Source organism: Rhizorhabdus histidinilytica (assembly GCF_900167915.1).
Classification (GTDB): Bacteria; Pseudomonadota; Alphaproteobacteria; order Sphingomonadales; family Sphingomonadaceae; genus Rhizorhabdus; species Rhizorhabdus histidinilytica.
In genome coordinates this window covers 73,129-99,467 of the sequence record NZ_FUYM01000005.1, presented here as the reverse complement: position 1 = coordinate 99,467, position 26,339 = coordinate 73,129, and the positions used below count along the sequence as shown (strand labels likewise).

Here is a 26,339-nt window from a genome sequence, read left to right as displayed (position 1 = left end):
TTCTCCTCATGGTTGGTCAGGCGCGGCACGCCGCCAGTCCCGCGTCGAGCCCGGCGATCAGGTCGCGCTCGGCTTCGAGGCCGACCGACAACCGCAGCAGGCTGTCGCTGATTCCCGCTGCCGCGCGTGCGTCCTCGCCCATGTCGGCGTGGGTCATCGTCGCCGGGTGCGCCACCAGGCTTTCGACCCCGCCCAGCGATTCGGCGAGGGTGAAGAAACGCACGGCGTTGATGAAACGGCGCACCGCCGCGATTCCTCCGGCCAGCTCGAAGCTCAGCATCGCCCCGAAGCCGCGCTGCTGGCGTGAGGCGATGACGTGGCCGGGATGCGAAGCGAGCCCCGGATAATGGACCCGGGCGACGGCGGGATGGCGTTCGAGATGATTGGCGATCGCCATCGCGCTGCTCTGCTGCTGTTCCAGCCGCGGGAACAGCGTGCGCAGTCCGCGCAGCGTCAGCCAGGAATCAAACGGCGCGCCGGTGCTGCCGACGACGTTGGCCCAGTGGCGCAGCGCCTCGACCCGGGCGGGATCGGCGGCCACCACGGCGCCGCCGATCACGTCGGAATGCCCGTTGAGATATTTGGTGGTCGAATGGATCGCATAGTCGGCGCCGAGCGCGATCGGCCGCTGGATCGCCGGCGACAGGAAGGTATTGTCGACCGCGACCTCGGCTCCCGCCGCGCGCGCCCGCGCGCTGAGCGCGGCGATATCGACGACCCGCATCAGCGGGTTGCTCGGCGTCTCGATCAATACCAGCGCGGGTACCTCGTCCAGCGCGCCGGTGAAGGCCCGCATGTCAGTCTGGTCGACGAAGCGCAGCGAGCAATGGCCGCGCTCGGCACGGGCCTTGAGCAGGCGCATCGTACCGCCGTAGCAATCGTGCGGGGCGAGGACGAGGTCGTCGGGGCGCAGCCGGCCGACCAGCAGGTCGAGCGCGGCCATGCCGCTTGACGTGATCACCGCACCCGCGCCGCCCTCCAGCTTCGCCAACGCTTCGGCGAGCAGGTCGCGCGTCGGGTTGCCGGCGCGGCCGTAATCGTAGCGGCGCGGCTGGTCATAGCCCGCGAACTCATAGCTGCTCGACAGGTACAGCGGCGGCGCGACCGCGCCGAAGCCGGCGTCGGTCGCCACGCCGTGCGCGGCGGAGACCGTCTGCGGACGGGGTGCGCCTTCCTCGCGATCGGTCATTGAAGAAACATCCTTCGGTCACGGCGCGCGGATGGTGGGAAGCCGGGAGGCTTCCCGGAGCGCATTCGCACGACAAGGCGGCCGACGACGGCGCCCGTTCCCTTCCCGCGCTCCGGCCTGACGATCAGGATCCTCTCCGGGCACCGTTGTCATGGAGTGTCTGTCGCTCAGGCAGCGATTGTGCGCACCTGGCTTTCATAAGGCAAATGACTATTATTGGTGGTTCAGCGCAATGATCTTGCTGGGAAATCCCATCCGCTGCTCACCTGAGGAAGCATCGAGCCTGGTCGAAATGCTGTCTCGAAGGGGCGTTCGAGGCTCGAAATATCCTTCGATTGCTTCATCATTCCCGCCTCCCGCGGGCCGCCATGGACGCGGCCCGCGGGAGGCGAAATGCGCCGTATCCGTGGATTCACGCTTTCGCGGGAACGACGTAAGGAGGGGGTGACACGAATCCCGCGAAGCCGGGAAATATCCTACGATGCGTAACCCGACGCGGCCAGCAGGTCCTCCGCCTTGGCGATGTTGGCGCGGTGGCTGTCGAGCATCGTCCTGAGGTCGCGGTGAAGGGCCTCGTCGCGCAGCCGGGGCAGCAGCGCCTCCAGCTTGCGCACCACCCAGGCCTGCCCCCGGTTGAGGAAGGCGAGGCGTTCGAGGGGGCGTGCGATCGCCATCGCCTTGCCGTGGAAGGCGCCGGTCCTGCGCGACGGCGTCGCGTCGAGCCGCTTGAGCTGGCGCGACAGCATCGCGCACCACCGGGCCTCGTCGGCGCGGATCATCGTCATCAGCGCGCTTTGGCGGGGATCGTCAGCCGTCTTCGCGCTGGCAAGCGCGACCCGCGCTCCGGCGCGCTCGGCCTCCAGCAACTCGTTCAGCGCGGCGACGATCTCGTCGTGCGCGGCATAACCCATATAGGCGTCACCGCCGTCGGCGGCGTAGCAGACGGGGGAGGCGGGCTCGTTGCTCATGCCGCGATCATCGCCGCGGCCCGCAAGCCGGCGCGGATGCGGTCCATCACGCCGGGATCGGCCTTGGTCGAATGGACGACATAGGCCGAATAGGAGAATTCCGGGCTGCCGGGGACGAGCGCGAGCCGCCCCTCCTCCAGATAGGAGCGGACGAAGCCCTTGCGGAAATAGCCGCTGCCGCCGGTCGCCAGGATATAGTCGAGCGCGAGGGGCCCATAGCTGATCGACACCACCGCATTGGGCTGGTCGGGAAAGGCGGCCTGATAGCTGGCGGCGAACTCCTCGCCCCAGTCGATCTGGACATGGTCTTCGGGCGCGAGCGGCGCGCTGGTCGGCGTGGTGCGGACCAGGACCAGCTTCTCCTCGAACAGCAGCTCGGCGATGACGCCGGGCCGGCTGGGAGCGGCATAGAGCACCGCGACGTCGAGCGACCCCTCCTGAACCTGCTCCATCAGCCGTTCGGACGCGTCGATCTGGGTGCTCACCGCGATCTCGGGGCATTCGCGCCGCATCCACAGCAGCCAATGGCGCAGCAGCGGGCTCCACAGGCTCAGCTCGGCACCGACGGTCACCACCGTCTCGCGCCCCGGCGGCAGCGCGACGGCGCGCTGCGCCCGCGCCCACACCTGCACCAGCGTCGTCGCGAAGCGCAGGAACTGTTCGCCCGCCGGGGTCAGCTTCGCCCCCGCCTTGTTGCGGATGAACACCGGCCGGTCGAGCTGATCCTCAAGCACGCGGATTCGCGCGCTGACCGCGGTCTGGGTGAGGTTGAGGTTGGCCGCGGCGCTGACGAAACTGCCGGTCTTCACGACCTCCAGGAAGGTCCGGGCGACGCTGATGTCCATTCAGCAAATTCCTTATGCTCAACGCACAATAATATTCATTTGCTTGATGGATATTAACGGGTCGATGATGGCTCCACAAGGAGAGACCGCCATGGTCGAGCCATCGTCCGGGACGCGGCCAGCACGAGCGCGCTGGCCCGACCTGCCATGAAACATCCAGGACCCTTCCGCCCGGAACCCCGTCCGCCGGAATTCGATCTGCTGTCGGTCATCGTTCCGCTGGTGACGATGGCGGTCGGCATCGCTCTCGGCCTCTATTGTCTGCACGACGGCGGCCGGATCGGCGATGAGCTCTACGTCGCGGCGATGGCGTTCGTCATCGCCGTGCCGGCCGGCATCATCGTCGCGGTCGACATCGAGCAGCAGGCGCGCCGCGATGCCCGGGCGCGAAGCAACGAGGTACCCCCGCCCTTCGACATCCACCGCGTCTGGCCGCCCGAAGGGGCGTCGCCCGGACGGGGAAACCGGCGGCGAGGGATCGCGGCTCGGGCAGAGGAAGCCGTGAGCGCCGGCCGCAGCAAGCACCGGTTCCACCCGTCATCTTCTTGCACTGACTGCCCGCCCGCGCGGCGGGTGCAGCCTGAGGGAGCTTCCATGACCATCCAGCTCGGGCAGATCGCCCCCGATTTCGAACAGGACAGCACCCACGGCCGCCTGCGCTTCCACGACTGGCTCGGGTCGAGCTGGGGCGTGCTGTTCAGTCACCCCCGCAACTTCACGCCGGTCTGCACCACCGAGCTCGGCGAGGTGGCGAAGCTGCGTCCCGAATGGAACCGGCGCAATGTCAAGCCGATCGGCCTGTCGGTCGACCCGGTCGACGCGCACCACAAATGGGCGGTCGACATCGCGGAGACCCAGGGCGCCAGGCTCGATTTCCCGATGATCGCCGATCCCGACGCGCGGGTCTCGTCGCTCTACGGCATGATCCATCCGGAGAGCGATCCGACCGTGACGGTGCGGTCGGTGTTCGTGATCGACCCGTCCCGCAAGGTCCGCCTGATCCTCACCTATCCGCCGTCGACCGGACGCAACTTCGCCGAGATATTGCGTGCGATCGACAGCCTCCAGCTCACCGACGCGCGCAGCATCGCCACCCCGGTCAACTGGGAGCCGGGCGAACCGGTCGTGATCTCCCCCAAATTGTCCGACGAGGAGGCCTCGCGCCAGTTCCCGCAGGGCTACAAGACGCTGAAGCCCTATCTGCGGATTGTCGATCTGTCCGCGTCGGGGCAATGACCGCGCCGGCTGCTCCTTCGATCCGCGATCGCCGCGACGGCCTTGCCGAGACCGCGGCGGCGATCGCCGCCTGCCGCGCGGCCGACGCGCCCAGCCGCGATCTCGACGCGCGGATCGCGCGGGCGGTTTTCCCGGCGCTCGCCGCACTGCCGCCGGTCGAGCCGGGAGTCTGGCAGGGGGAGGACGGCAGCCGGGTCCGCGCGCTGCGCTACACCGGCTCGCGGATCGCCGCCGCCACGCTCGTCCCGCCGGGCTGCTGGATCGACACGGAAGGATCGGAGGTCGTCGTCGCGGGCGCCGAGGGCGAATGGAGCGGCACGCATGCGGTCGAGGCGATCGCGCTGTGCATCGCCGCGCTGCGAGCGCGACTGGCGGGGCCGCCCTGACCGCACACCGGTCCGTACCCATCGAAATTTCGACCTTCCCTCCCTCTTTTCCCAGGAGATCCGCCATGGCCGACCAGAGCCTGAGCGCTACGCTTCCCCCTCTCGCCGCCGCCGGGCCCGTGTTCGGCTTGCCGCCGCTGCCCTATGGGGCGGGCGACCTGAAGCCCGTCCTGTCCGCCGAGACCCTCCAGATCCACCACGGCAAGCACCATGCGCGCTATGTCGAGACGCTCAACCACCTGCTGTCGGACCGGCCCGACGCGCCGCGCACGCTGGAAGCGGTGGTCCGGGCCGCGCAGGCGGACGGCGAGCGTGGGCTGTTCAACAATGCCGCCCAGGCGTGGAACCACGCCTTCTTCTGGGAAAGCATGCGGTCGAAGACCTCGCGGCCAGGGGGCCTCCTCGCCGGGGCGATCGCCTCGGCCTTCGGTGACGTGGACGCACTTGGCCGGCGCTTCATCGCCGAGGGGACCGGCCATTTCGGCTCGGGCTGGGTCTGGCTGGTCGCGCGCGGCGACGCGCTCGACGTGATCTCGACCCACGACGCGGGTTCCCCGATCGTCGAGGAGGGCGTGACGCCGCTGCTCAGCTGCGACATCTGGGAGCACGCCTATTATATCGACCATCGCCAGGACCGCGCCGGCTGGCTCACCATCTGGTGGAGCATGCTGGCCAACTGGCATTTCGCCGACCGGCAATATGGCGCGGCGCTCGGCCATGGCGAGCCCTGGCGCTATCCCGCCCCCAGGGCCGCCTGAAGGAGAGCACGTCATGCTCATCGATGTCTTCGCCGGGCGCGACCGCCGTTCGGCCACCGCACGGGGAAGCTTCCATTTCGCCCGGTCGCCCCGGCCCGGCGAGCAGATCGAGATCGACGGGGTGTTCCTCGTCGTGACGCGCGCCTGGCACCGGCCGGACGTCCATTATCCCGGCCCGAAATTCGCGATCCTCGTCGACGACCGCGCCAGCCGCAGCGAAGAGGCCGGCCCGGTGCACGATGCGGTGGGGACGTCGGCTTGAGAGGAAAGAGGCCGTCATCCCGGCGAAAGCCGGGATCTCACTGCCTTTCCATGCCTCTGACAGAGGAAGGCGGAGAAAAGGGAGATCCTAGCTTCCGCTAGGATGACGGGTTTGGGCGGCTGTCCGTACAGGGGTGGCGCGCGCGGTCGACATGGTTAAGGAGGGGCATCCGCAAAGCTGACAGAGGACGCCCTTGGAAACCATCACGCTCGTCCTGACCCTGCTCGTCGCCGTGGTGGCGAGTGGCCTGATCGCCCGGATGCTGCCCTTTCCCGTGCCTCGCCCGCTCGTCCAGATCGCGCTGGGGGCGGCGGTCGGGCTGGTCGCGGACTGGCGCGTGACGCTCGATCCCGACATCTTCTTCCTGCTCTTCCTGCCACCGCTGTTGTTCCTGGACGGCTGGCGCATCCCGCGCGAGGACCTGTTCAAGGATGGTTCGACGATCCTCGAGCTCGCGCTCGGGCTGGTGGTGTTCACCGTGCTCGGCATGGGCTTCTTCATCCACTGGATGATTCCGGCCATGCCGCTCGCGGTCGCCTTCGCGCTGGCGGCGGTGGTGTCGCCGACCGACCCAATCGCTGTCTCCGCGATCGCGCAGCGCACGCCGATCCCCAAGCGGATGATGCACATATTGGAGGGCGAATCGCTGCTCAACGACGCGTCGGGCCTGGTCTGCCTGCGTTTCGCGGTCGCGGCGGCGCTGACCGGGGCCTTCTCGCTGGGCGACGCCGCGCTCAACTTCCTGTGGGTGGCGATCGGCGGGATCGCGGTCGGCGCGGGGCTGACCTGGCTGGTCGGGTGGAGCAAGGCCGCGCTGACGCGGCGGCTGGGCGAGGAGAGCGGGTCGCAGATCCTGATCAGCCTGCTCATCCCGTTCGGCGCCTATCTCGTCGCCGAGCATCTCCATTGCTCGGGCATCCTCGCGGCGGTCGCGGCGGGCCTGACCATGGGGTTCGTGGAGGCGCGCGGCAACGCGCTCGCGGCGACGCGGATCCGGCGGACGACCGTGTGGGACATGATCCAGTTCACCGCCAACGGCACGATCTTCGTGCTGCTGGGCGAGCAGCTTCCGACGATCCTCGCCGGCGCCGCCGACACGGTGCGCGTCACCGGCCATCACGAGCCCTGGTGGCTGGCGATCTACGTCGTCGCGATCAATGTCGGCCTCGCCGGGCTCCGCTTCGCCTGGGTTTGGCTGTCGTTCCGGCTGACCCTGCTGCGGCGCCCGGAGAGCCGCGCCCGCCCCAACTGGCGGATCATCGGCGCGATGTCCTTCGCCGGGGTGCGCGGCGCGATCACCCTGGCGGGCGTGCTCACCCTGCCGCTGGCGATGAAGGACGGCGCGCCCTTCCCGGCGCGCGACCTCGCCATCTTCCTGGCGATGGGGGTGATCATCCTGTCGCTGATCGCAGCCTCGATCGGCCTGCCGCTGATGATGCGCGGGCTGGAGATGCCGGCCGAGCCGTCGGGCGAGGCCGAGATCGACGCGGCGCGGATCGCCGCGGCCGAAGCCGCGATCGCCGAGATCGAGCGCACCCAGCACCGGCTGGCGGAAGGCCGCAAGGACGCCGACGCCTATGTCGCCGTCGCCGCGCGGTTGATGGACGTCTATCGCGAGCGGATCGACCAGCAGACGACCGAGCCCGAGCAGATGGCGCTGCTGCGGCGCGACCAGGGGATTGAGCGCGAGCTCCGGCTCGCCGCGCTCAAGGCCGAGCGCGGCGAGATATTCCGCCGCGTCCGCGACCGCGAGCTCGGCAGCGAGGCGGCGCGCAAGCTCGTCCGCGAGCTCGACCTGTCCGAGACCCGCCTGGCGGTTTAGGGATTCGCTGCCGCCTCCATTGCCCACCCGCCGCCCAGCGCGAGGAACAGCGCGATCTGCTCCTCGTTGAGCATCGCCCGGCCCTCGGCGGCGGCCTGTTCGGCGGCGACCTGGTCGCGTTCGGCTTCGAGAGCGGGTAGTTCGGCGATCCGACCGCCGCGCCGAAGCTGCGCGGTTTGTGCGGCGACGCGTGCCGCATCGTCGCGGGCGCGGTCGAGGCTCGCCTGCCGGTCGAGCCCGGCGGCATAGCCGACCAGCGCCGTCTCCACCTCGCGCAGTGCGGCGAGGACGACGCCGTCGAACGCGGCGAGGTCTGCGCGGCTCTGCGCCTCGGTCGCGGCGATCCGGGCGCGGGCGGCATGGCGGTTGAGCGTCCAGTCGATCAGTGGGCCGATGCCGAAGCGGTTGGTAAGCGGCGAGAGGGCGTCGGCGGCGGCGCCGGTCGATCCGATCGACGCGCCGAGCCGGATCGACGGATAGAGGTCCGCCGTCGCGACGCCGATCCGGGCGGTGGTGGCGGCCAGCCGCCGCTCGGCCATGCGGATGTCGGGCCGGCGGCGGAGCAGCGCCTCGCCGTCGCCGACCGGGACCGCGCGCGCCAGCGCGAGCGGCCGGCGGCATTGCAGCAGCCCGGCGTCGGCCTGGGCCGGCATCGCCCCCGTCAGCGCGGTGACGCGCAGCAGCGCGTTGCGCTGTCGCGCCACCAGCCGGGGCAGGCGGGCGCGGCTGGTCTCCAGCAGGCTCCGGCGGCGGTCGAGCTCATAGGGCGCGGCGCGGCCATGGTCGATCAGGGTCCGCGTCAGCCCGACGCCCCGCTCCTGGAGCGCGATCGTGCGGCCGAGCACGTCGATCTGGTAGCCGGCATTGCAGATGTCGGCATAGGCGCGCGCGGTCTCTGCGGCGACGTTGACCCGCACCAGGTCGCGCGCCGCGACCGCCGCATCGGCGTCGGCGCTCGCCGCCTCGATCCCGCGCCGCAGCCGGCCGAACAGGTCGAGGTCGTAGCTCACCCCCAGCCCGGCATTGTAGATCTGCCGGGCCGGCGGTTTGACGTGCTGCAGCTCGGCTTCGGCCGATCGCTGCGCCCAGCTCGTCTCGGCATTGGCGCTGCCCTGGATCTCGCGCCCGGCCTCGCGCTGGTCGAGCAGGGCGAGGCTGCGGTCGAGATTGGCCTCGGCGACGCGCAGGTCGGTGTTGGCGGCCAGCGCCCGTTCGACCAGCCCGTCGAGCACCGGATCGTCGTAGAGCGTCCACCAATGGTCGGGGAGCGGCTCGGCCGTCGCCGCCGTGCCGCCCGATAGGAAGGCGCCCTGCGCCTCGGGCGCGCGCACCGCGGCGGCCTCGGGCAGGCGATAGTTCGGGCCGACCGCCGCGCAGCCGGCGAGCAGCGCGGCGGCGAACAGTGTCGCGATGCGCCTCACCATGGCAGGCTCCGGTGGACGCTGCGCCCGTCGTCGCGCGGATGGACGACGACCGTGGCGGTCTGGCCGGGGATCATCCGGACATTGGCGGGGATACGGTCGATCGCGATCCGCACCGGGATGCGCTGGGCCAGCCGGACCCAGGTGAAGGTCGGGTTCACATTGGCGAGCTGGCCGTCGCTGCCCACCCGCTCGCGATCCTCGACGCCGCCGGCGATGCTCTGGACATGGCCCCGGATTTCGTCGGCGACGCCCATCAGGTAGATGCTCGCCGGGTCGCCGACCCGGATCGCCGGCAATTTGGTCTCCTCGAAATAGCCTTCGACCCGCATCGACCGATTGTAGACCAGCGCGAGCGCGGGCCGCCCCGCCATCAGATAGACGCCGGGCTGGAGCGAGACGTTCGAGATCACGCCGTCGACCGGCGCGCGCACCAGCGTCCGGCCGAGGTTGAAGCGGGCGAGGTCGCGCGCCGCCGCCGCCTGGCCCGCTGCCGACCGCAGCTCCTCGACCCGCGCGCGGCCCTGCTCGATCGTCTCGGCGGCGATCACCTCGGGCATCGCGCGGTTGCGCCGGTCCTCGCGGATCGCCTGCGCCAGCGCGACCCGCCGGCTGGCAAGGTCGGCCTCGGCCTGTTCGAGCGCGAGGCGGTAGCGCGGCCGGTCGATGACGAACAGGACGTCGCCCTTGCGCACCGGCTGGTTGTCGGCGACGCGGACCTCGGTGACGAGGCCGGCGACGTCGGCGGCGACTGGCACCATGTCGGCGCGCACCTTGCCGTCGCGGGTGACCGGCTCGACCTGGTAGCGCAGCCACAGCGCGTAGATCCCCGCGAGGATGACGAGGATGACCAGCAGCGTTGCGAGCGAGCGGACGAGATTGTGTCGATGAAGCATGTCAGGTCGTGAACCACCGATAGAGGAAGCCGTCGGCCAACGCGCTAAGGCCCCACCACAGCAGGACGAAGAGCGCGAGTTCGAGCAGGCTCGGATGCCAGAGCAGCCGATAGGCGGGCAGGCGCTGCAGCCAGCCGCGCAGCAGGTAGACGAGCACCGCGGCGAGCACGCCCCAGGCGAGCGCGGCCGGCAGGTAGACGCCGAGCAGGTTGATCTCCTCGATCATCGCGTGGCGTCCGGCGACAGTGGCGACGGCGGCGGCGGGGCGGCCGGGAAGAGGTTGCAGCGCATGCCGACCAGCGCGCGCAGCGCGCGGCGGCGCGGCTCGTCGAGCGGCAGGGCGAGCAGCGAGCGCAGCGCCTGGTCGATCGGTTCGAGCAGCGCGGCCGAGGGAGGATGGGCATGGCCGCGCCGCCAGCGCGCGTCGTAGAAGACGGCCAGCCCGGACAGCACCGCGCCCAGCCGGTGGCGCACGTCATGGGGGACATGGGGTAGCGAGCGGCGGATCGGGATGATGTTGCGCCCGACGCGAAGGTCGGCCAGCCCGTCGGCGGCGTGCAGCGCGGCGCCGGGGGCGGCCACCGCCATGCGCGCGGCGACCTGCCCGAGCCGGTCGATCGCCCGCGCCGTCCAGCGATCGGCGAGGAAGGGGCGGCGGATGTCGGCGAGCTGGGCGAGCTCGGCCCAGTTCGACCGCAGGATGCGCCGCGCGGTCCACAGCACGTTCGCCGACCGGAACAGCTTGGTGACGGTCAGCGTCGCGACGATCCCGCCGAGCTGGGCGAGCCCGGTGTTGATGAACAGCGCGAAGTCGGCCTGGAAGCGGGCGAGGAAACCCATCGCGACGATGAAGCAGGAGAACATCGGCAGCGCCTGCGGCGATCGCGCCGGATCGGCCTGGACATAGCCCATCCACAGCAGCGTCGGCGCGAGGGTGATGACGAGCATCTCATAGCCGTCGACGCGCGGCAGGATGATGAACAGGTAGAGCGCGGCGAGCGGGAAGGTCTTGAGCGTCGCGAGCAGGTAGCGGCCGATCACCGGCGCCGGATCGTCCTGCGCCGCGAAGGAGCAGGTGATCAGCGCGGCGAAGGCGGCGGTCGCCGATCCGTTGGGCCAGGCCAGCAGGATCCAGACCGCGCAGTAGAGCGCGATCGCGGTCGCCGTCGCCAGCCCCGCCAGCGCGGCTACGCCATGGTCGCGCGCCAGCGCGAACGGCTCGGCCGACGACGGCTTGAGGTTGGGGCGGCCGGGCGATCCTATCCGCGTCGCCAGCCGCCGGCTCGCGGCGAGCGCGGCAAGGAATTCGGCGATGCGGACGCAGGCGCTCGCGGTCAGCAGCGAGGTCCAGTCGGCGTGAGCCTCGGCGGCCTCGGCCATCGCCTCGCAACGCCGGACGAGCGCGCCGACCTGATGGAGCGGACTGTCCTCGTCGACCAGCCAGTCGGAGACGTCGTCGAGCAGCGCCTCCAGATCGGCGGGCAGCCCGCCGCCGTCGCGCAGCCGGTCGAGCCGGTTCGCCGCGGCCGACGCCAGCGGCAGGATGTTGGCGAGCTGCTGCTGGAGCGCGGTCACCCGCCGCTTGGTCGCGGGCGCCCAGCGCTGGTCGAACGGCAGGTGGATCGCGATCATCCCCAGCTCGGTGACGTCGGCCGCCAGCATGCGGCGATGCTCGTTCTCGAGCCGGGTGTGGTGGCTGCCGAGCGCCTCGGCCGTCCAGCGGCGCGCATGGGCGAGGAAGGAGCGGACCCGCGCGCGGATCACCGGCGTAGCGCTCCACGGCTGGAGCAGCGCGTGGACCGCGGTGACGCACAGGATCGCGACCGTCATCTCCTGCACCCGCGCGATGGTGGTCTCGAAGATGTTGGCCGGATCGTCGAGATAGGGGAAGCTGATCACCGCCGTGCTGAACGCCGCCATCTGGAACAGGAAGGCGCGCGGGGTGCGGTCGAGCACCGCGAGGTAGATGCAGAAGCCGGTCCAGGCGGCGAGGCACAGCACCAGCAGCTCGGGCGAATTCTGCAAATTGGGGACGAGCAGGATGGTGACCGCCGCGCCGGTCGCGATCCCGCCGAGCCGGTAGAGCGCCTTGGGGCGGAAGGCGCCCGCCATCGGCTGGGCGGTGACGTAGACGGTGAGAAGCGCCCACCAGGGGCGCGGCAGGCTGGCCGAGAAGGCGATGGCGAGGGTGATCGCCGCGGCGATGAAGCTGCTCAGCGAGAAGAGCAGCTTCTGGGAATCGATCTGGAGGTCCGGAAGCAGCAGCGAGGGAAATCGTGGGCGTATCCGGCCCACAGGCATCGACGTCATATCCGGCAACCATGACAAGGGAGGGATCGTCACGACCGGCGGTGGTCGTCGCCCTTGCCTCCCTTGGCTGGGGCGCGCTCATAGGCGAGGGCGGCGGCCGAACCGAAGATCAAAATATTGATGGTGAAGCGCAAGAATTTTGCACTGAAATAATTCGCCCTTGGCGCGAAGGGCCCGCCGTCGGCGGAGACGAGTCGGTGGAGCGTCAGCCGCGGTTGGCGGCGTCCCCCCTCCGGCCGTCGATCGCCGTGTCGGAACTGTCCTGACCCATGCCGGACAACGTGAAGGCGCCGACCGGAAGCGCGATGAACAGCAGCAGCATCAACTGCTCCTCGCTCAGGATCCGATGCTCGCTGAGACAGTAGAAGGCGAGGGCGGCCGCGGCGAACAACACCGTGGTCAACGCACGGTGCCATGCGAATGGGACGTGCGGCGACGGTGCTTCCGGCGACAGCCTCCTCATGAGGCATCCTCTCCCAGCTCGACCTTATGGAGGGGGTCCCGTGCATCGGCGGAAGCACGGTGCCCCTCCGCCCCAGGCGAGAAGGTCCCAGGGGCAGGCCGCGGTCGTCTGGCCTGCACGGAGAAGGCTGTGATATTTGGGGCGGAGCGGCAAACGAATGTTTTTGGTTGCTGATAGCAAAAGTTTTGCCGCCGGACGGGCGTGGCGACCGTCAGTAGAATCCGTGGCTCCCCGCCACGGCGCCGGCCACGGTCGCCACCGCCGCCGCCAGCAGCAGCCGGTGCATCCGCTCCATCCGGGTGAAGTCGCGGGCCGGATCGGCCGACGCCGCCAGCCGCCGCTGGAGGACCAGCGGCTCGATGACAAACAGCATTGCTGCGAACAGCGCCCACAGCGCGACCATCGCGTGCATCCACCAGAAGTGCGGATCGCGGAACCGGTCCCACATCGCGCCGCGCCAGACCATCCACAGCCCGCTCGCCCCGGCGAGCAGGACCCATAGGCGGGCCTGCGCGGCGAAGCGGTCCTCCAGCACATGGAAGGCCGCCAGCCGCTCGGCCGGGGCGTGGCGGCTGCGGACCGACGGCATCGCCACTAGCGTCACGAACGCCACCCCGCCGATCCAGAACAGGACCGCGACGACGTGCACGACGCGGGCGACGATGCCGTCCATCGTCCGCGCCTCAGGCGGCCAGGAGTTCGTCGGCTGGGCCGAAGAACTCATAGTGGATGCGGTCCGATGCGACGCCCGCGAGCGACAGCGCCGACACCGCCGCGCGCAGGAACGGGCGCGGGCCGCAAATATAATAATCGGCCTCCCCCGTCGGGGTGTTGGCGATCAGCCAGTCGTCGGTGATGATCCCGGCATGATCGTAGTCGACGCCCGCCGTCTCGCCGGGCAGCGGCGTCTGGTGGAAGTCGACGACGCGGATTGCGCTGCCCTGTGCCGCCAGCGCGCGGACATGGCTGCGCATCGCATGGGTCTCGCGGTCGTGGGTGCCGTGGATATACTGCGTGGGAAGCGCCGGGTGCCGCGCCGCGATCGTCTCCAGCATCGCGACCATCGGTGTCAGCCCGACCCCGCCCGACAGCAGCACCACCGGCCGCTCGGGATGGTCGGGAAGGAAGAACTCGCCGGCCGGCGGGGCGACCTTGAGGATGGTGCCGGCCTGGGCATGGTCGTGCAGCCAGCCCGAGGCGAGGCCCTGCGGCTCGCGCTTGACCGAGATGCGATAGGTCTCCCCGTTGGCGGCGCCCGAGATGGAATAGTTACGCTTGACCGGCGGATGGCCGGGAATCTCCAGCCAGAAGGTCAGATACTGGCCGGGCTTGTGGGCCATCACCGCCTGGCCGTCGACCGGCCGCAGCACGAAGGAGTTGATCACGCTGCTCTCCCGGACGACCTGCTCGATCCGGAAGTCGCGCCAGCCGTTCCAGCCGCCGTCCGCCGCCCTCTGCTCGCCATAGACGCGCTGCTCGCGGGCGATCAGGATGTCGGCGAGGAACCAATAGGCCTCACCCCAGGCGGCGAGAATCTCGTCGGTCGCCGCGTCGCCGAGCACCGCCTTGATCGCGCCGAGCAAGGCGTCGGCGACGTGTGGATAATGGTCGGGCAGGATCTGCAGGCCGACATGTTTCTGGGCGATGCGTTCGACCGCCGGGGCGAGCGCGGCCAGATTCTCGATGTTGCTGGCATAAGCGAGGATCGCGCCGGTCAGCGCGCGCGGCTGCGACCCGCCGTCACCATGGTGCGACTGGTTGAACAGGTCGCGGATCTCGGGGTTCCGGAACATGCGCGCATACATTTCGCGCACGATATCGAGCCCATGGGCCTCGAGTGCCGGCACGGTGGCTTTGACGAGCGCGATGGTGCGCTCGCTGAGTGTCTTGGACATCAACGTCTCCTTGTGGTCGAACGGAAAGAGGGGCGCCCCTAGCCCGGCGGTTGGTCGTAGAAGTCGACCTGCATCCTCATGTGGCCCTGCGGCGTGACGAAATGGGGCTGCTCGGGCCGCAGCACGGCGGCGTGCCCGCTGTCGAGGACGACCTCCGATTCGGGGTCGAGGTAAGTCAGGAGCAGCCGGCCCTCGATCACCCGGACGGCGCCCCACACGCCCGCCTTGGTCGAATGGCGGCGCTGCAGCGCCATCGGCAGCGTGGCGTTGTCGAACGTCGGGGTCGAGCGATAGGGCGCCGGCGCGGTCATTGCGCGGCTCCGCCGGCGATGCCGGGGCTGGGCCTTTGCGGCTGCTGCTGCGGCGGACCGAGGCGGAAGAACAGGGCGAGCTGCAGGCTCTCGGCGATGCGCCGGGCCCTGTCCTGGAGCGCGGCGGCGGCCTCCGGCTCCATCAGCTCGTCGGTGGTCCGGGTCCAGATCGCCAGCCAGCGGTCGAACAGCGCCGGCGTGATCCGGCTGCGATGGCGGGCATGGGCGGGGACGGGCTGCCCCTTGTAGCGGCCGCTGGTCAGCATCACCGACGACCAGAAGTCGGTCAGCTTGGCGAGATGCTCGGCCCAGTCCTCGACCGCGTCGTTGAAGATCGGGCCGAGCTCGTCATCGGCGCGGATGCGGGCATAGAAGGCATCGACCAGACGGCCGAGCCCGTGATCGTCGATCCGCAACCCCGGCATGACGCGACTCCAAAACCATGTATCTGCTATGCATCTATCCTTGCGCGGATAAAGATGCAACAGAAATACATATTTCTAGAGCATCGAGCGTTTGATCTGCCGCAACCGGTTCCGATCACTTTCAAGACGGGCCTTCACCGTCGTTCAGTCCCTACTCAGGATGAGCGGGGCGGATAAAAAGCTCAATGCTCCGGATGGGCCGCGCAACGATGCCGCGTGGTGCGCGGCCGCGCCGCCGGGCCTTGGCGAGCCCGGCGGCGCTCCCCCAGTTATTTCAGGTCTTCGACCGACACCCAGCCCTTGGTGCCATAGGCGTCGCTGACCTCGACGAAGAGGCCCTCGCGCACACCGGTCGGGGTGAGCGCGGTGCCGGCGCGCAGCGCGCGGACCGCCTCGCCGGCGGCCGGCTGGGCGAACAGCTTAGTGTCGACCGCGGTGGTGAAGCCGGGCTTGGTCGCGGCCGGGGTGGCAGCCGCGACGGCGGCGGGCCTGACCGCGGCGAGCGCCGCCTGCTGCGCAACGACGTTGTTGAACGCGATGACGAAGGCGCTGGTCAGCATCTGGCCGTCCTTCGACGTCGAATAGCCGCCATTGGCATAGTCGCCATAGCCCATCGACGTCATCTGGGCGCGGGCCGCGTCGGCCCAGGGGTTGCCGCCGATGCCGCCGAGCCCGCCGATCGAGACCTGGGTCTTGGTCTGGGTGCCGCTGCCGGTGACGATGGTCTGGCCGTTGGCCGGGCTGATCACCCGCAGGCCCGCGGCGACGGTCTTCTTCTTGCCGCCGAAGCCGCCGAACATGCTGAGCGCCTGGCCACCGAACGGGATGCTGCCTGCCATCTTGCCGGCCATGCCCGAACGGACCAGCCCCTCGGTCAGCGCGGTCTGCGCCAGGCTGGTGCCCTGGTCGACCTCTTCCTTGTCGCCGGCGATGGCGTTGACCAGGAAGTCGACCGGCTGCCCGCCCGTGCTGTTCTGGAGGGTGAAGCAATTGCTCTGCACCGCCATCGCAGCGATCAGGTCGCGCGGGCTGCTGAGGCCATATTTGGTCCAGCCCTGCGTCTCGCCGTCGACGACGGCGATGCTGCCGATCGGCTTGTCGCACTTGGACAGGGTGACGGGCGCGTCGGCCGCGAAGGCCGGTTGCGCCGAAAGCAGGGCAGCAAGAAGCGCCGCCGGAAGGACGTATTGCATGACGATGAACCCCCGTTCTCTCTCCGGGCCGAAACCACGTCGCCCCCAATACGCGACTCAACGGTCCGGCCCGCCCTTACGATTCCTGAATTCGGGGATGAACGCCACGGCAAAGGGCCGATGATCCATCGCGCTTTTGCTTCCGGGCGCGCGCATTGCTATGGCGCCCGCCAACCGCTCCGCCTTATGCGAGATTTTCGTGACCGTTCCGCTCGACCGCATCCGCAACTTTTCGATCATCGCCCATATCGACCATGGCAAGTCGACCCTCGCCGATCGCCTGATCCAGCGCACCGGCGGCCTGACCGACCGTGAGATGTCGGCGCAGGTGCTCGACAACATGGACATCGAGAAGGAGCGCGGCATCACCATCAAGGCGCAGACCGTGCGCCTCGATTACAAGGCCAAGGACGGCAAGGACTATGTCCTCAACCTGATGGACACGCCGGGCCATGTCGACTTCGCCTATGAGGTGTCGCGCAGCCTCGCGGCGTGCGAGGGCGCGCTGCTCGTCGTCGACGCGGCGCAGGGGGTCGAGGCGCAGACCCTGGCCAATGTCTACCAGTCGATCGAACACGACCATGAGATCGTGCCCGTCATCAACAAGATCGACCTGCCCGCCGCCGAGCCCGACAAGGTCAAGGCGGAGATCGAGGACATCATCGGCTTGCCCGCCGACGATGCCGTCCTCGCCAGTGCCAAGGCCGGCATCGGCATCGACGAGATATTGGAAGCGATCGTCGCCCGCATCCCGGCGCCCAAGGGCGATCCGGCCGCGCCGCTCAAGGCGATGCTCGTCGATAGCTGGTACGATCCCTATCTCGGCGTCGTCATCTTGATCCGGGTCGTCGAAGGCACGATCCGCAAGGGCCAGCAGATCAAGTTCATGCAGGCGGACACGGTCCACCTGGTCGACCGGGTCGGCTGCTTCCGGCCGAAGATCGAGCAGCTCGGTGAGATGGGGCCCGGCGAGATCGGCTTCATCACCGCGCAGATCAAGGAGGTCAGCCAGACCGCCGTCGGCGACACCATCACCGATGCCAAGAAGCCGACCGCCGCGCCGCTGCCGGGCTTCAAGGAAGTCCAGCCGGTGGTGTTCTGCGGCCTGTTCCCCGTCGACGCCGCCGATTTCGAGAAGCTGCGCGAAAGCCTCTACAAGCTGCGCCTCAACGACGCCTCGTTCAGCTTCGAAGCCGAGTCCTCGGCGGCGCTGGGCTTCGGCTTCCGCTGCGGCTTCCTGGGCCTGCTCCACCTCGAGATCATCCAGGAGCGGCTGACCCGCGAATATGACCTCGACCTGATCACCACCGCGCCGTCGGTGGTCTATCGCCTCCACCTCAGCCATTCGAAGACCGAGGACGCCAAGGTCATCGAGCTGCACAACCCGGCCGACATGCCCGATCCCAACCGGATCGACATGATCGAGGAGCCGTGGATCGAGGCGACCATCTACGTCCCCGACGAATATCTCGGCTCGCTGCTCAAGCTGTGCCAGGACCGGCGCGGTATCCAGAAGAATCTGACCTATGTCGGCGGCCGCGCGCAGATCACCTATGAGCTGCCGCTCAACGAGGTGGTGTTCGACTTCTACGACCGGCTCAAGTCTATCAGCCGGGGCTATGCCAGTTTCGACTATCACCAGATCGGCTATCGCGAGGGCGACCTCGTCAAGATGAGCATCATGGTCAACGGCGAGCCGGTCGACGCGCTCAGCATGATCGTCCACCGCGGCGCCGCCGAAGCGCGCGGCCGGCACATGTGCGAGCGGCTCAAGGACCTGATCCCCCGCCACCTGTTCAAGATCCCGGTGCAGGCCGCGATCGGCGGCAAGGTGATCGCGCGCGAGACGATCGCCGCGATGCGCAAGGACGTGACCGCCAAATGCTATGGCGGCGACGCCACCCGCAAACGCAAGCTCCTCGAGAAGCAGAAGGAGGGCAAGAAGCGGATGCGCGAATACGGCAACGTCAACATCCCGCAGGAAGCCTTCATCGCCGCGCTGCGGATGGGCGACGAGAGCTGAGCCGCTCGCGGCGAACAGAGCCGCCCCGGCCCTGCTGTCCCGGAAATAACGGCGGAGACGAGGGCATATCAATCGTTGATATGCCCCGCATCGCCCCTAAAAAAGTCGGGCGGCGGACCGCAAGCCCCTTGCCGGTCCGCCGCCCTGTGGGGGCTGGAAGTCCTCCCTGTGTGTCCCCGGCCGGCCGGATCGGGGGGAGGACAGCCGGCCGGGCACCTGTGCTCGGCTTGCGCCGAATCCTGGTCAGTGGCGGCTGCGCGGTACGTTCGCTTCGGGCAGCCGGATCCGTTCGATCTCGGTGGCGACCGCCTTCCACAGGCCGACGCCGTAGCTGTCCCCGTCGCGGATCAGCACGCCGATGCGGCTGGCGACATAGCTGTCGGTCTGATCGCCGAAATCGTCGATCACCCTTCGCGCGAAGTCCCGGATCATACTGGTCTCCATGACGCTACTACTCTTCTTCTCCAACGGCTGGGACATGCCCTAGATCAACCCCTCGGCCCGAAGGCTGCGCCACCCGGTACGCGCCACGATCAGATGGTCGTGCACCGCGATGTCCAGCGTGCGGGCTGCCGCGACGAGATGCGCGGTTGCCTTCACGTCGGCCTGGCAGGGGGTCGGATCTCCCGACGGATGGTTGTGGACCACGATCAGCGCGGTCGCGCCGACCTCCAGCGCCCGCTTCAATATCTCGCGCGGATAGAGCGGCGCCTGGTTCACCGTGCCGCGCGCCATCACCTCGTCGCGCAGCAGCCGGTTGGTCGAATTGAGGAACAGCACCCGGAGATGCTCGACCGTGTTGTACGCCATTGCGGCGAACAGATAGTTGGTCAGCGCCTCGGAGCTGGACAGGATCGGGCTCTGGCCGAGCCGGGTGCGCAGCGAATGGAGCATCGCCACCCGCATCGCGACCAGGAAGTCGACGACCTGGCCGTCCTCGGGCAGGCAGTCGTGAAGCAGGGTGGGCTCGGCCGCGAGGATCGCGGGCAGGCTGCCGAATTCGTCGAGCAGCTCGTCGATGATCGCGCCGCTATGGGCGAGGGCGAGCGGCTGGAGCAGCGACTCTAGTATCTCGCGACATTCGCCCTGGGGATCGAGGCCTGCCTCCGGCGGAAGTTCCACGTTCCGACCGCTATGCCCGCCAGCATGGGATAGGCCCAGAATTCCTGCGCGTTCGCGTAGGCCAAGGCCGCCACCGAGCGATCGGCGAGACTGGCCAGGTGAATGGTCACCGCGATCAAATGGAAGGATGTTACCCATATCGGCCAATATCGATCACTGGAGAGGGCAAGATTGCCGAAGGCCGCGAGCACGAGCAGGTCGACGATGATGATCCCCGCTTCGGGCGAGCGCCACCCCGGATAGAAGGAGTTGGCGGCCACGACGGTGAGGATCGAGCCGACGACCATGATCGCCGCTCCGACCCTTTCGGGCCAGCCGCCGCGCCATCCCGCATAGGAGGTGACGGCGACGAGCGCGAACAGGTAGAAGAGCTGGAAGAGCAGGGCGAGCAGCATGCGGCGACCGAATCATAAGGACATTCCCCGGTCAAGCATGGTTGCGACGCCCCGCTTCCAGCGGGGCGAGCCTCAGGCGGCTGCAACCTCGGTGAGGTGGCGGACTTCCGAGTTGAACGGCTTGCCGACCAGGCCGCCCAGGCCATAGGTCTTGAGGCCGATCTCGTCCTTGGTGGCGGCCAGTTCGCGGTGGCTGGCGATGATCTTGGCGCGCGCCTTGACCAGCGTGGAGAAGCTCTCCGCCGCATATTCCAGCGCTTCCTGGGCGACTTCGCAGGCCAGGTCGGCCTCGGCGCGGGCGGCCGGGATGAAGCCGGTGAGCTCGGCGGTCTTCGCGATGGCGAGATCGATCGCATGCTCGGCGGCCATCAGCCGGTCGGCGACGCCCTGCGCAACTTCGCGGCGCTTGAGAATGGTCTGGCGATTGAACATGTGCTGCTCCCTTCGCACGGCCTGTCCGCAGGCCGCACGTCCCTGTTTCGACGATGAACGGTGTTCGGGTGCGCTTAGGCCTGGAAAAGGCGCTTCAGCGCGTCGAGGCCGGCGAGAAGTCCGCCGAATGCGAGCGCCGAGGCAATGGCGATCGAGACGATCCACCCCAGACGCTGCACGATGCTTAGGTCATTACGCTCCCTCCCCGGCGTGGGGATGGGCAGGTTGACGAAGCCGCCTGTAGCGAATGCGGGAGTCCGGAACGCGATCTGCTCTTCCCGAACCGCACTGCCGTGATAGCCGCTGTCCTCCTGCCGAACCCCATGAATGTCGGACAACCCGACAGTGGCATGGACGGGCTGTGGAGCAACATGCGACGATTGATATACGGCTGATTGATATGCGTTCGGGGTCTCGTATTTCGCCAGGATTCGCGCCGCTTCGAAGCGGTTCGCGACGCCCAGCGCCTGGATCGCCATGCGCAACCGCTGGTCGACGGTGTGGGGCGAGATCCCCAGTTCGCGGGCGATGTCCTTGGAGGAAAGATGCATGAGAACCATGCGCAGGCACACGCGCTGCGCTTCGGTGAGCTTCTCTATGCGATCCGATTCCATGGCGCCGATCATATCGCCAATCCTCGACTGTGTAAAATCCGACACAAGCGCGAGCATGATCGCGGCCGATGAAGCAACCGTGACACCCCCGGTGACATGACCTGGGCATTGATAGGCCATTGATATGCGAACGAGCTTCGATACCCCGCCGCTGAGCGTTGCGATGATCGGTTTTGGCTCCTAGGCTCGCGCCATGGCGGCGGGGGACCATCGGCCGGCGAGCCGAATCGCGATCGTGGGGGCGGGCTATGTCGCCGATCTCTACATGCCTTCGCTGCGCACCTTCCCCGGGCTCGAGATCGTTGGCGTCTGGGACGTCGATCCCGTCCGCCTCGCCGCCTTCGCGCGGCATTGGGCGGTCGATCCGGCGGCCGGCTTCGCCGACCTGGTCGCTCGACGGCCCGCGATCGTCCTGAACCTCACCAATCCCCATGCCCATGCCGACGTCACCCGCGCGGCGCTCGAATCCGGCTGCCATGTCTGGAGCGAAAAGCCGCTCGCGCTCGACTTCGGCGAGGCCGAGGCGCTCGCCGCGCTGGCGCGCGAGAAGGGACTCCACCTCGCCTCGGCGCCGTGCAGCCTGCTGGGGCGCGCTGCGCAGACCGCCTGGGCAGCGCTGCGCGAGGGACGGATCGGCACACCGCGGCTGGTTTATGCGGAGCTCGACGACGGCTTCCTGCCGGCCGCGCCGCACGCGCGCTGGCGATCGGCCAGCGGCGCGCCCTGGCCGGCGAGCGACGAGTTCCGCACCGGCTGCACGCTCGAACATGCCGGTTATTATCTGTCCTGGCTGATGGCGATGTTCGGGCCGGTGCGACGGGTCGTGGGCGGGGCGGCGCGGTTGCTCGACCCCGGGCAGACCGGTGCCGATCACGCCGCCCCCGACTATGCCTCGGCGACGCTCTCCTTCGACGCGATGACGGCGCGGCTCACCTGCTCGATCATCGCGCGCCACGATCACCGGCTGCGCGTGTTCGGCGACGACGGCGTGCTCGAGATCGACGAGGCCTGGGCGAACGACGCCCGGGTGCGCATCCGGCGCCGCCACGTCCTCCGCCGTCGGCTGATCGACAGCCCCTTCGCGACGACGGCCCGGCCCCGCGGCGGCCGTCACCCGATGGCCGGACGGCGCGGCACGGCCGCGATGAATTTCGCGCTCGGTGTCGCCGAGATGGCGCGGGCGGTCGCCGAGGGGCGCGAACCGCGCCTGGCCGGCGATTTCGCGCTCCACCTGACGGAGGTCGCGCTGGCGATGCAGGCGGGCGGCGACCATCGTCCGCGCACGGCCTTCGCCCCGATCGCGCCGATGGACTGGGACGAGTGATGCCGTCGCTGCGCTTCGCCGTGATCGGACGCGGCCGGATGGCGGCGACGATGCGCGCGCTGGTTGGCGATGTCGGCGAGGATAAGGCCGACGCTGTCTATATCGCCGGGCGCAATCGCGACCATGCCGCCCGCTCGCTCGCCGCGCTCGCCGACGGCAAGGCGGTGCTGTGCGAGAAGCCCGCGACGATGGGCGTCGCCGAGGCGGAGGCGGTGGTGGCGGAATCGCGCCGGACCGGGTTGCTCTACATGGAGGCGGTCGCCACGCCGTTCCTGCCCGCGGTGGCGGCGGCGCTGGCCGCGGTGCGGTCGGGCCGGATCGGTGCGCCCGCCCGCGTCGAGGCGAGCTTCGGCTATCGCGTCCGCCGCGCCGATCACCCCCGGCTGTTCGAGGCGGACGGGGGGGTGCTCGCCGACCGGGCGGTATATCCGCTGATGCTTGCACTGATCGCCCTCGGCCCCGTGCGGGGGATGCGTTGCTCGGTCGATCGCGACGCCGCCGGGATCGATGTCGCCGCGCGCCTGACGCTCGACCATGCGGGCGGCGGAGTCTCCGACCTTGCCGTCTCCTTCGTCGAGCGGCTCGACAACAGCCTGCGGATTGTCGGCGACGGGGGTGCGGTCGAGGTGCAGCCGCCGCTGCTGACCGCGCAGCGGCTGCGCTTCACCGGCCCCGGCCGGGCGGCACCTTCGCCGCTGTGGCGCCATGCCCGGCAGAACCCGCTGGTGCGGCGGCTGGGCGATCTCGGTAGCCGGGGTTCGGCGCGCTGGCATCCGTTCGGCGCCAGCCCCTATGCCCATGAGATCGAGCATTTCGTCGCGCTCCACCGCGCCGGGGCGATCGAGAGCCCGGTGATCAGCCATGCGCGGACGGTCGAGGTGGCCCGCCTCGTCGAGCAGGCACGCCGCCTATGAAGCTCGCCTATCTGCTCAACAGCTATCCGATGACCAGCACCACCTTCATCCGGCGCGAGATCGCCGCGATCGAGCGGGCCGGAGTGCCGGTCAAGCGCTTCGCGGTGCGACACTGGTCGGAACGGCTGGTCGATCCGCAGGACATGGCGGAGCGCGGGCGGACCGAATATCTGCTGACCGGCCAGGCCGGCCGGCTGGCCGGGGGGCTCGCGGTGCAGGCGCTCCGTCATCCGCGCCGCTTCGCGGAGATGCTGGAGGCGGCGGCCGCGCTGCGACGCGCTGCCGGCGGGGGAACGATCCGCCATGCCGCCTATCTGGCCCAGGCGATCCGGCTGAAGCGGCGCTGCGACGCGCTCGGCATCACCCATGTCCATGCCCATTTCTCGACCAATGCGGCGGCGGTTGCGATGCTGTGCCGGCGGCTGGGCGGGCCTCGCTACAGCTTCACCGTCCACGGGCCTGACGAGCTGGACCGGTTCGCCGTGAACAGCCTCACCGAGAAGGCGCTCCATGCACAGGCGGTGGTCGCGATCAGCGACTATTGCCGCGATCGGCTGCGCGCGCACCTGCCCGAAAGCCTGTGGGGCCGGATCCGGGTGATCCCGTGCGGCGTCGACCTGCGCGCCTATCCGGCCGCGCCGCCGCCGCCTTCCATGAGTGCGCGGCTGCTGTCGGTCGGCCGGCTCTGCCCGCAAAAGGCGCAGGTCGAGATTCCGGCGGCCATCGCCGCCGCTGCCGCCGATCATCCCGAACTGTCGGTGGCGCTGATCGGCGATGGCGAGAGCCGGGCCGCTATTGAGCAGGAGATCAGGAGGACCGGCACCGGCGGGCGGGTCAAGCTGCTCGGCTGGCGCAGCAATGCCGAGGTCCGCCGCCGGATCGGGGAGACCCGCGCGTTGCTGCTTCCGAGCCATGCCGAGGGGCTGCCGATCGTGATCATGGAGGCGTTCGCGCTTGGCCGGCCGGTGATCGCAACCCGCATCGCCGGCATCCCCGAACTGGTCGACGAGCGCTGCGGCTGGCTGGTCGAGCCGGGGGACGGCGCCGGCCTCGCGGCGGCGATCGCCGCCGCGATGGACGCCGGCCGGACGGTACTGGCGCGGATGGGACGCGAGGCCCGCAAGCGCGTCGCCGCCCGCCACGACATCGACCGGATCGCGCCCGAGCTGATCGCGCTGTTCGCCGCGGAGGATTAGACCCCGCCGGCCCGGCCGGCAATGCTGTCGAGCGATGCGTCGCGGGCCGCGGCATGGAGGTCCTCGGCGCGCAGGATGGTGGCGACCGAGGCACAGCGTTGGCCGGCATGGTCGAGTGCCTGGAGCTCGACGAGATGCCGATGCGCGAGCGCGACGTCGTCGGTCAGGGCCAGGCCGAGCGCCTCCAGCTGCGCATGCGCCGCATCGAGCTCGTCGGCGAGCAGAGCCAGCAGGTCGGATCGGCTGACCGGGGTCATCGGCGCTGCCCGCGTTCAGGCCAGGACGCCGTCGGCGGCGCGGCAGCCGTCGAGGATCGCGGGGACGATAGCCTCGATCGGCAGGTCGAGCGCGATCGCCCCCGCCGCGCGGGCGGCGGCGGGCGCCTGATCGACGAGGCAGCTCGGCGAGTCCTGCGAGATGGTGAGCGCACCGCTGGCGTGGAGGACCTTCATGCCGGCGACGCCGTCGGTACCGATCCCGGTGAGGATCGCGCCGATCGCATTCGCCCCGGCGGTGCGGGCGGCGGTCGCGAACAACAGGCTGGCCGAGGGACGCGCGCCGTTGACGGGATCGGTCCGCAGCAGCTTGATCGCGGGATCGGGCCAGCGGTCGATCACCGCATGGGTGCCGGGATCGCAGGCGATCTGGACCTCGCCTTGGCGCAGCGGCCGACCGTCCTCGGCGAGCACCACCCGGGCGTGGCAATGCGCCTTGAGCCGCTGCATCAGCGGCGCGACCAATTCGGGCTCGATCCGCAGCGAGATGACGATGGGCGGGCCGTCGGCGGGCAGGCCGGGCAGCAGTTGGAGCAGCGCGTCGACCCCGCCGGTCGAGGCGCTCATCACCGCGATCCTGCCGTTCCAGTCGAAGGCCGGCGGGTGCTGGTGGTGATGGTGCGATCCCCCGGCGCGCGCGGGATGGTCCTTGGCGTAACGCGCCGATCGCGCCGAGCCGTTCGCTGCGGCGACGACCAGCGCGCTCAGCCGCCGCGTGAATTCTTCGCGATTCTCCGACGTCGGCTTGGGGAAACAGTCGAGCGCGCCCCGCTCCAGCGCCTGGAACGAGGCTTCGGCTCCCTTCTGGGTGAGCGAGGACAGCATGATCACCGGCATCGGCCGATCGCGCATCACCTCCTCCAGATAGTCGAGGCCGTTCGTTCCCGGCATCTCGATATCGAGGGTCATGACGTTGGGGCGGAGCTGGACGATCATCCGTCGCGCTTCCTCGGCGCTGGCGGCGGTGCCGACCACCTCGACACCCGGCGCACGGTCGAAGATCGAGCCGAAGAAGGCCCGCATGGTGAGGGAATCATCGACGACGAGGACGCGGGCCTTGGTACGGGCGGGAATCATGCCGGCAGCTTCCTCACGGCGAGACGCTTTCGATCGCACTGGCGAGCTGTGCCGGATCGAAGGGTTTGACGAGCCAGCCGTCGGCGCCGGCGGTGCGGGCGCGATCCTGCTTGTCGGCGGAGCTTTCGGTCGACAGGACGAGGATCGGCATGCCGTGGTGACGATCCTGGGCACGTACCGCCGCGACCAGGCCGAAACCGTCGAGGCGCGGCATGTTGATGTCGGTGATCATCACGTCGGGCCGGTCGTGGGCGTCGAGCCATTCGAGCGCGGCGACGCCGTCCTCCGCCTCGGCCACGAGGAAGCCCTGCCCCGACAGGGCCATGCGCAGCAATTTGCGGATGAAAGATGAATCATCCACGGTGAGGATCGTCTTGGGCACGCCCGTCTTCCCGTCGTTCGGGACGTCGCGCCCCGTGCCCATCTGGTAGCGGAAAGCCGTTAACAGCCTGTTGCGCCCGGCCTGCTTCGACGAAAGGATGATCCGTCGCCGACAGGCGCGATTGCCGTAGCGGCAGGGTGCCGTCCCGGCGATCGGGCCTTAGGTAAAAAACCGGGGAAGCGGCCCCTGGCGATGGATTATAGCC

The 26,339-nt window shown here is 69.4% G+C and carries 30 protein-coding genes; 9 read left to right on the top strand and 21 right to left on the bottom strand.

The annotated features are described in order from the left end of the window. Nucleotides 1-16: 16 nt before the first annotated feature. From metB to B5X82_RS12355, 3 genes are all read right to left on the bottom strand, one after another. Nucleotides 17-1,189, bottom strand: a complete 1,173-nt coding sequence (gene metB, locus B5X82_RS12365; RefSeq protein ID WP_079648474.1) for a cystathionine gamma-synthase — start codon at nt 1,187-1,189, stop codon at nt 17-19. A 476-nt stretch (nt 1,190-1,665) separates the two neighbouring features. After that, entirely contained in the window at nt 1,666-2,157 is a 492-nt protein-coding gene (locus B5X82_RS12360; protein ID WP_079648473.1) for a DUF6306 domain-containing protein, read from the bottom strand. Beyond that, nucleotides 2,154-3,002 carry a LysR family transcriptional regulator gene (locus B5X82_RS12355; protein WP_079648472.1) on the bottom strand — a complete coding sequence of 283 codons (849 nt, stop codon included), beginning with the start codon at nt 3,000-3,002 and terminating at the stop codon, nt 2,154-2,156. Before B5X82_RS12355 ends, B5X82_RS12360 begins: the two co-directional genes overlap by 4 nt. Before the next feature lie 594 nt (nt 3,003-3,596). On the opposite strand from B5X82_RS12355, the gene B5X82_RS12350 reads away from it, so the two are divergent. From B5X82_RS12350 to B5X82_RS12330, 5 genes are all read left to right on the top strand, one after another. Next, entirely contained in the window at nt 3,597-4,238 is a 642-nt protein-coding gene (locus tag B5X82_RS12350) for a peroxiredoxin (RefSeq protein ID WP_079648760.1), read from the top strand. Further along, nucleotides 4,235-4,624: a hypothetical protein gene (locus B5X82_RS12345; RefSeq protein WP_079648471.1), complete on the top strand. Its 390-nt coding sequence runs from the start codon at nt 4,235-4,237 to the stop codon at nt 4,622-4,624. Before B5X82_RS12350 ends, B5X82_RS12345 begins: the two co-directional genes overlap by 4 nt. Before the next feature lie 65 nt (nt 4,625-4,689). Beyond that, complete coding sequence (locus tag B5X82_RS12340; RefSeq protein WP_079648470.1) at nt 4,690-5,382, top strand: superoxide dismutase; 693 nt, start codon at nt 4,690-4,692, stop codon at nt 5,380-5,382. A 13-nt stretch (nt 5,383-5,395) separates the two neighbouring features. Then, nucleotides 5,396-5,644 (top strand): hypothetical protein, encoded by a 249-nt coding sequence (locus tag B5X82_RS12335; protein WP_079648469.1) that lies wholly within the window; start codon nt 5,396-5,398, stop codon nt 5,642-5,644. Between the two features lie 193 nt (nt 5,645-5,837). After that, nucleotides 5,838-7,466, top strand: a complete 1,629-nt coding sequence (locus tag B5X82_RS12330; RefSeq protein WP_079648468.1) for a Na+/H+ antiporter — start codon at nt 5,838-5,840, stop codon at nt 7,464-7,466. On the opposite strand, the gene B5X82_RS12325 is transcribed toward B5X82_RS12330, so the two are convergent. The 10 genes from B5X82_RS12325 to B5X82_RS12280 form a co-directional block, all read right to left on the bottom strand. Further along, entirely contained in the window at nt 7,463-8,890 is a 1,428-nt protein-coding gene (locus B5X82_RS12325; protein WP_079648467.1) for an efflux transporter outer membrane subunit, read from the bottom strand. The two genes, B5X82_RS12330 and B5X82_RS12325, sit on opposite strands and share 4 nt — an antisense overlap. After that, on the bottom strand, nt 8,884-9,783 hold the full coding sequence (locus tag B5X82_RS12320) for an efflux RND transporter periplasmic adaptor subunit (protein WP_079648466.1): 900 nt from the start codon (nt 9,781-9,783) through the stop codon (nt 8,884-8,886). The genes B5X82_RS12325 and B5X82_RS12320 overlap by 7 nt, the downstream gene beginning before the upstream one ends. Nucleotide 9,784: 1 nt before the next feature. Further along, nucleotides 9,785-10,009, bottom strand: coding sequence for a DUF1656 domain-containing protein (locus tag B5X82_RS12315; RefSeq protein WP_079648465.1), 225 nt, complete (start codon nt 10,007-10,009; stop codon nt 9,785-9,787). Then, a complete protein-coding gene (locus tag B5X82_RS12310; RefSeq protein WP_079648759.1) occupies nt 10,006-12,084 on the bottom strand; it encodes an FUSC family protein in 2,079 nt (692 codons plus the stop codon). The genes B5X82_RS12315 and B5X82_RS12310 overlap by 4 nt, the downstream gene beginning before the upstream one ends. Before the next feature lie 214 nt (nt 12,085-12,298). Next, a complete protein-coding gene (locus tag B5X82_RS12305; protein ID WP_235862692.1) occupies nt 12,299-12,487 on the bottom strand; it encodes a hypothetical protein in 189 nt (62 codons plus the stop codon). 280 nt (nt 12,488-12,767) lie between these two features. Beyond that, nucleotides 12,768-13,229, bottom strand: coding sequence for a hypothetical protein (locus B5X82_RS12300; protein WP_079648464.1), 462 nt, complete (start codon nt 13,227-13,229; stop codon nt 12,768-12,770). A gap of 10 nt (nt 13,230-13,239) precedes the next feature. Continuing rightward, the gene (gene hmpA / locus B5X82_RS12295) at nt 13,240-14,451 is read right to left on the bottom strand and encodes an NO-inducible flavohemoprotein (protein WP_079648463.1); all 1,212 of its coding nucleotides are present in this window, start codon (nt 14,449-14,451) and stop codon (nt 13,240-13,242) included. A gap of 38 nt (nt 14,452-14,489) precedes the next feature. Then, nucleotides 14,490-14,762, bottom strand: a complete 273-nt coding sequence (locus B5X82_RS12290) for a DUF1971 domain-containing protein (RefSeq protein WP_079648462.1) — start codon at nt 14,760-14,762, stop codon at nt 14,490-14,492. Next, the gene (locus tag B5X82_RS12285; RefSeq protein WP_079648461.1) at nt 14,759-15,187 is read right to left on the bottom strand and encodes a group III truncated hemoglobin; all 429 of its coding nucleotides are present in this window, start codon (nt 15,185-15,187) and stop codon (nt 14,759-14,761) included. The genes B5X82_RS12290 and B5X82_RS12285 overlap by 4 nt, the downstream gene beginning before the upstream one ends. A 269-nt stretch (nt 15,188-15,456) precedes the next feature. After that, on the bottom strand, nt 15,457-16,380 hold the full coding sequence (locus B5X82_RS12280; RefSeq protein WP_079648460.1) for an SH3 domain-containing protein: 924 nt from the start codon (nt 16,378-16,380) through the stop codon (nt 15,457-15,459). A gap of 199 nt (nt 16,381-16,579) precedes the next feature. Between B5X82_RS12280 and lepA the strand changes: the two genes are divergently transcribed. After that, nucleotides 16,580-18,403 (top strand): translation elongation factor 4, encoded by a 1,824-nt coding sequence (gene lepA, locus B5X82_RS12275; protein ID WP_176152549.1) that lies wholly within the window; start codon nt 16,580-16,582, stop codon nt 18,401-18,403. A gap of 243 nt (nt 18,404-18,646) precedes the next feature. Here the strand turns inward: lepA and B5X82_RS12270 are convergent, their stop codons facing one another. From B5X82_RS12270 to B5X82_RS12250, 5 genes are all read right to left on the bottom strand, one after another. Further along, nucleotides 18,647-18,835 carry a DUF6961 family protein gene (locus tag B5X82_RS12270; protein WP_079648458.1) on the bottom strand — a complete coding sequence of 63 codons (189 nt, stop codon included), beginning with the start codon at nt 18,833-18,835 and terminating at the stop codon, nt 18,647-18,649. Between the two features lie 51 nt (nt 18,836-18,886). Next, complete coding sequence (locus tag B5X82_RS12265; protein WP_209047085.1) at nt 18,887-19,525, bottom strand: JAB domain-containing protein; 639 nt, start codon at nt 19,523-19,525, stop codon at nt 18,887-18,889. Further along, the gene (locus B5X82_RS12260) at nt 19,468-19,920 is read right to left on the bottom strand and encodes a hypothetical protein (protein ID WP_079648757.1); all 453 of its coding nucleotides are present in this window, start codon (nt 19,918-19,920) and stop codon (nt 19,468-19,470) included. The genes B5X82_RS12265 and B5X82_RS12260 overlap by 58 nt, the downstream gene beginning before the upstream one ends. Nucleotides 19,921-19,992: 72 nt before the next feature. After that, nucleotides 19,993-20,352, bottom strand: coding sequence for a hypothetical protein (locus B5X82_RS12255; RefSeq protein WP_012049372.1), 360 nt, complete (start codon nt 20,350-20,352; stop codon nt 19,993-19,995). Between the two features lie 74 nt (nt 20,353-20,426). Next, complete coding sequence (locus tag B5X82_RS12250; protein ID WP_223811100.1) at nt 20,427-20,978, bottom strand: helix-turn-helix domain-containing protein; 552 nt, start codon at nt 20,976-20,978, stop codon at nt 20,427-20,429. Nucleotides 20,979-21,159: 181 nt separating this feature from the next. Between B5X82_RS12250 and B5X82_RS12245 the strand changes: the two genes are divergently transcribed. Genes B5X82_RS12245 through B5X82_RS12235 form a run of 3 tightly spaced genes read left to right on the top strand, consistent with a single transcriptional unit; the run spans nt 21,160 to nt 24,400 of the window. Beyond that, nucleotides 21,160-22,290 carry a Gfo/Idh/MocA family protein gene (locus B5X82_RS12245; RefSeq protein ID WP_079648455.1) on the top strand — a complete coding sequence of 377 codons (1,131 nt, stop codon included), beginning with the start codon at nt 21,160-21,162 and terminating at the stop codon, nt 22,288-22,290. Continuing rightward, on the top strand, nt 22,290-23,204 hold the full coding sequence (locus B5X82_RS12240) for a Gfo/Idh/MocA family protein (RefSeq protein WP_235862682.1): 915 nt from the start codon (nt 22,290-22,292) through the stop codon (nt 23,202-23,204). The genes B5X82_RS12245 and B5X82_RS12240 overlap by 1 nt, the downstream gene beginning before the upstream one ends. Then, a complete protein-coding gene (locus tag B5X82_RS12235; RefSeq protein WP_079648453.1) occupies nt 23,201-24,400 on the top strand; it encodes a glycosyltransferase family 4 protein in 1,200 nt (399 codons plus the stop codon). Before B5X82_RS12240 ends, B5X82_RS12235 begins: the two co-directional genes overlap by 4 nt. Here B5X82_RS12235 and B5X82_RS12230 read toward each other — a convergent pair. The 3 genes from B5X82_RS12230 to B5X82_RS12220 are packed head-to-tail and all read right to left on the bottom strand — an operon-like array spanning nt 24,397 to nt 26,176. After that, nucleotides 24,397-24,657, bottom strand: a complete 261-nt coding sequence (locus B5X82_RS12230; RefSeq protein WP_079648452.1) for a hypothetical protein — start codon at nt 24,655-24,657, stop codon at nt 24,397-24,399. The two genes, B5X82_RS12235 and B5X82_RS12230, sit on opposite strands and share 4 nt — an antisense overlap. A gap of 15 nt (nt 24,658-24,672) precedes the next feature. Then, nucleotides 24,673-25,752, bottom strand: a complete 1,080-nt coding sequence (locus tag B5X82_RS12225) for a chemotaxis protein CheB (RefSeq protein ID WP_079648451.1) — start codon at nt 25,750-25,752, stop codon at nt 24,673-24,675. A 13-nt stretch (nt 25,753-25,765) separates the two neighbouring features. Continuing rightward, on the bottom strand, nt 25,766-26,176 hold the full coding sequence (locus B5X82_RS12220) for a response regulator (RefSeq protein WP_079648450.1): 411 nt from the start codon (nt 26,174-26,176) through the stop codon (nt 25,766-25,768). Between the last annotated feature and the right edge of the window lie 163 nt (nt 26,177-26,339).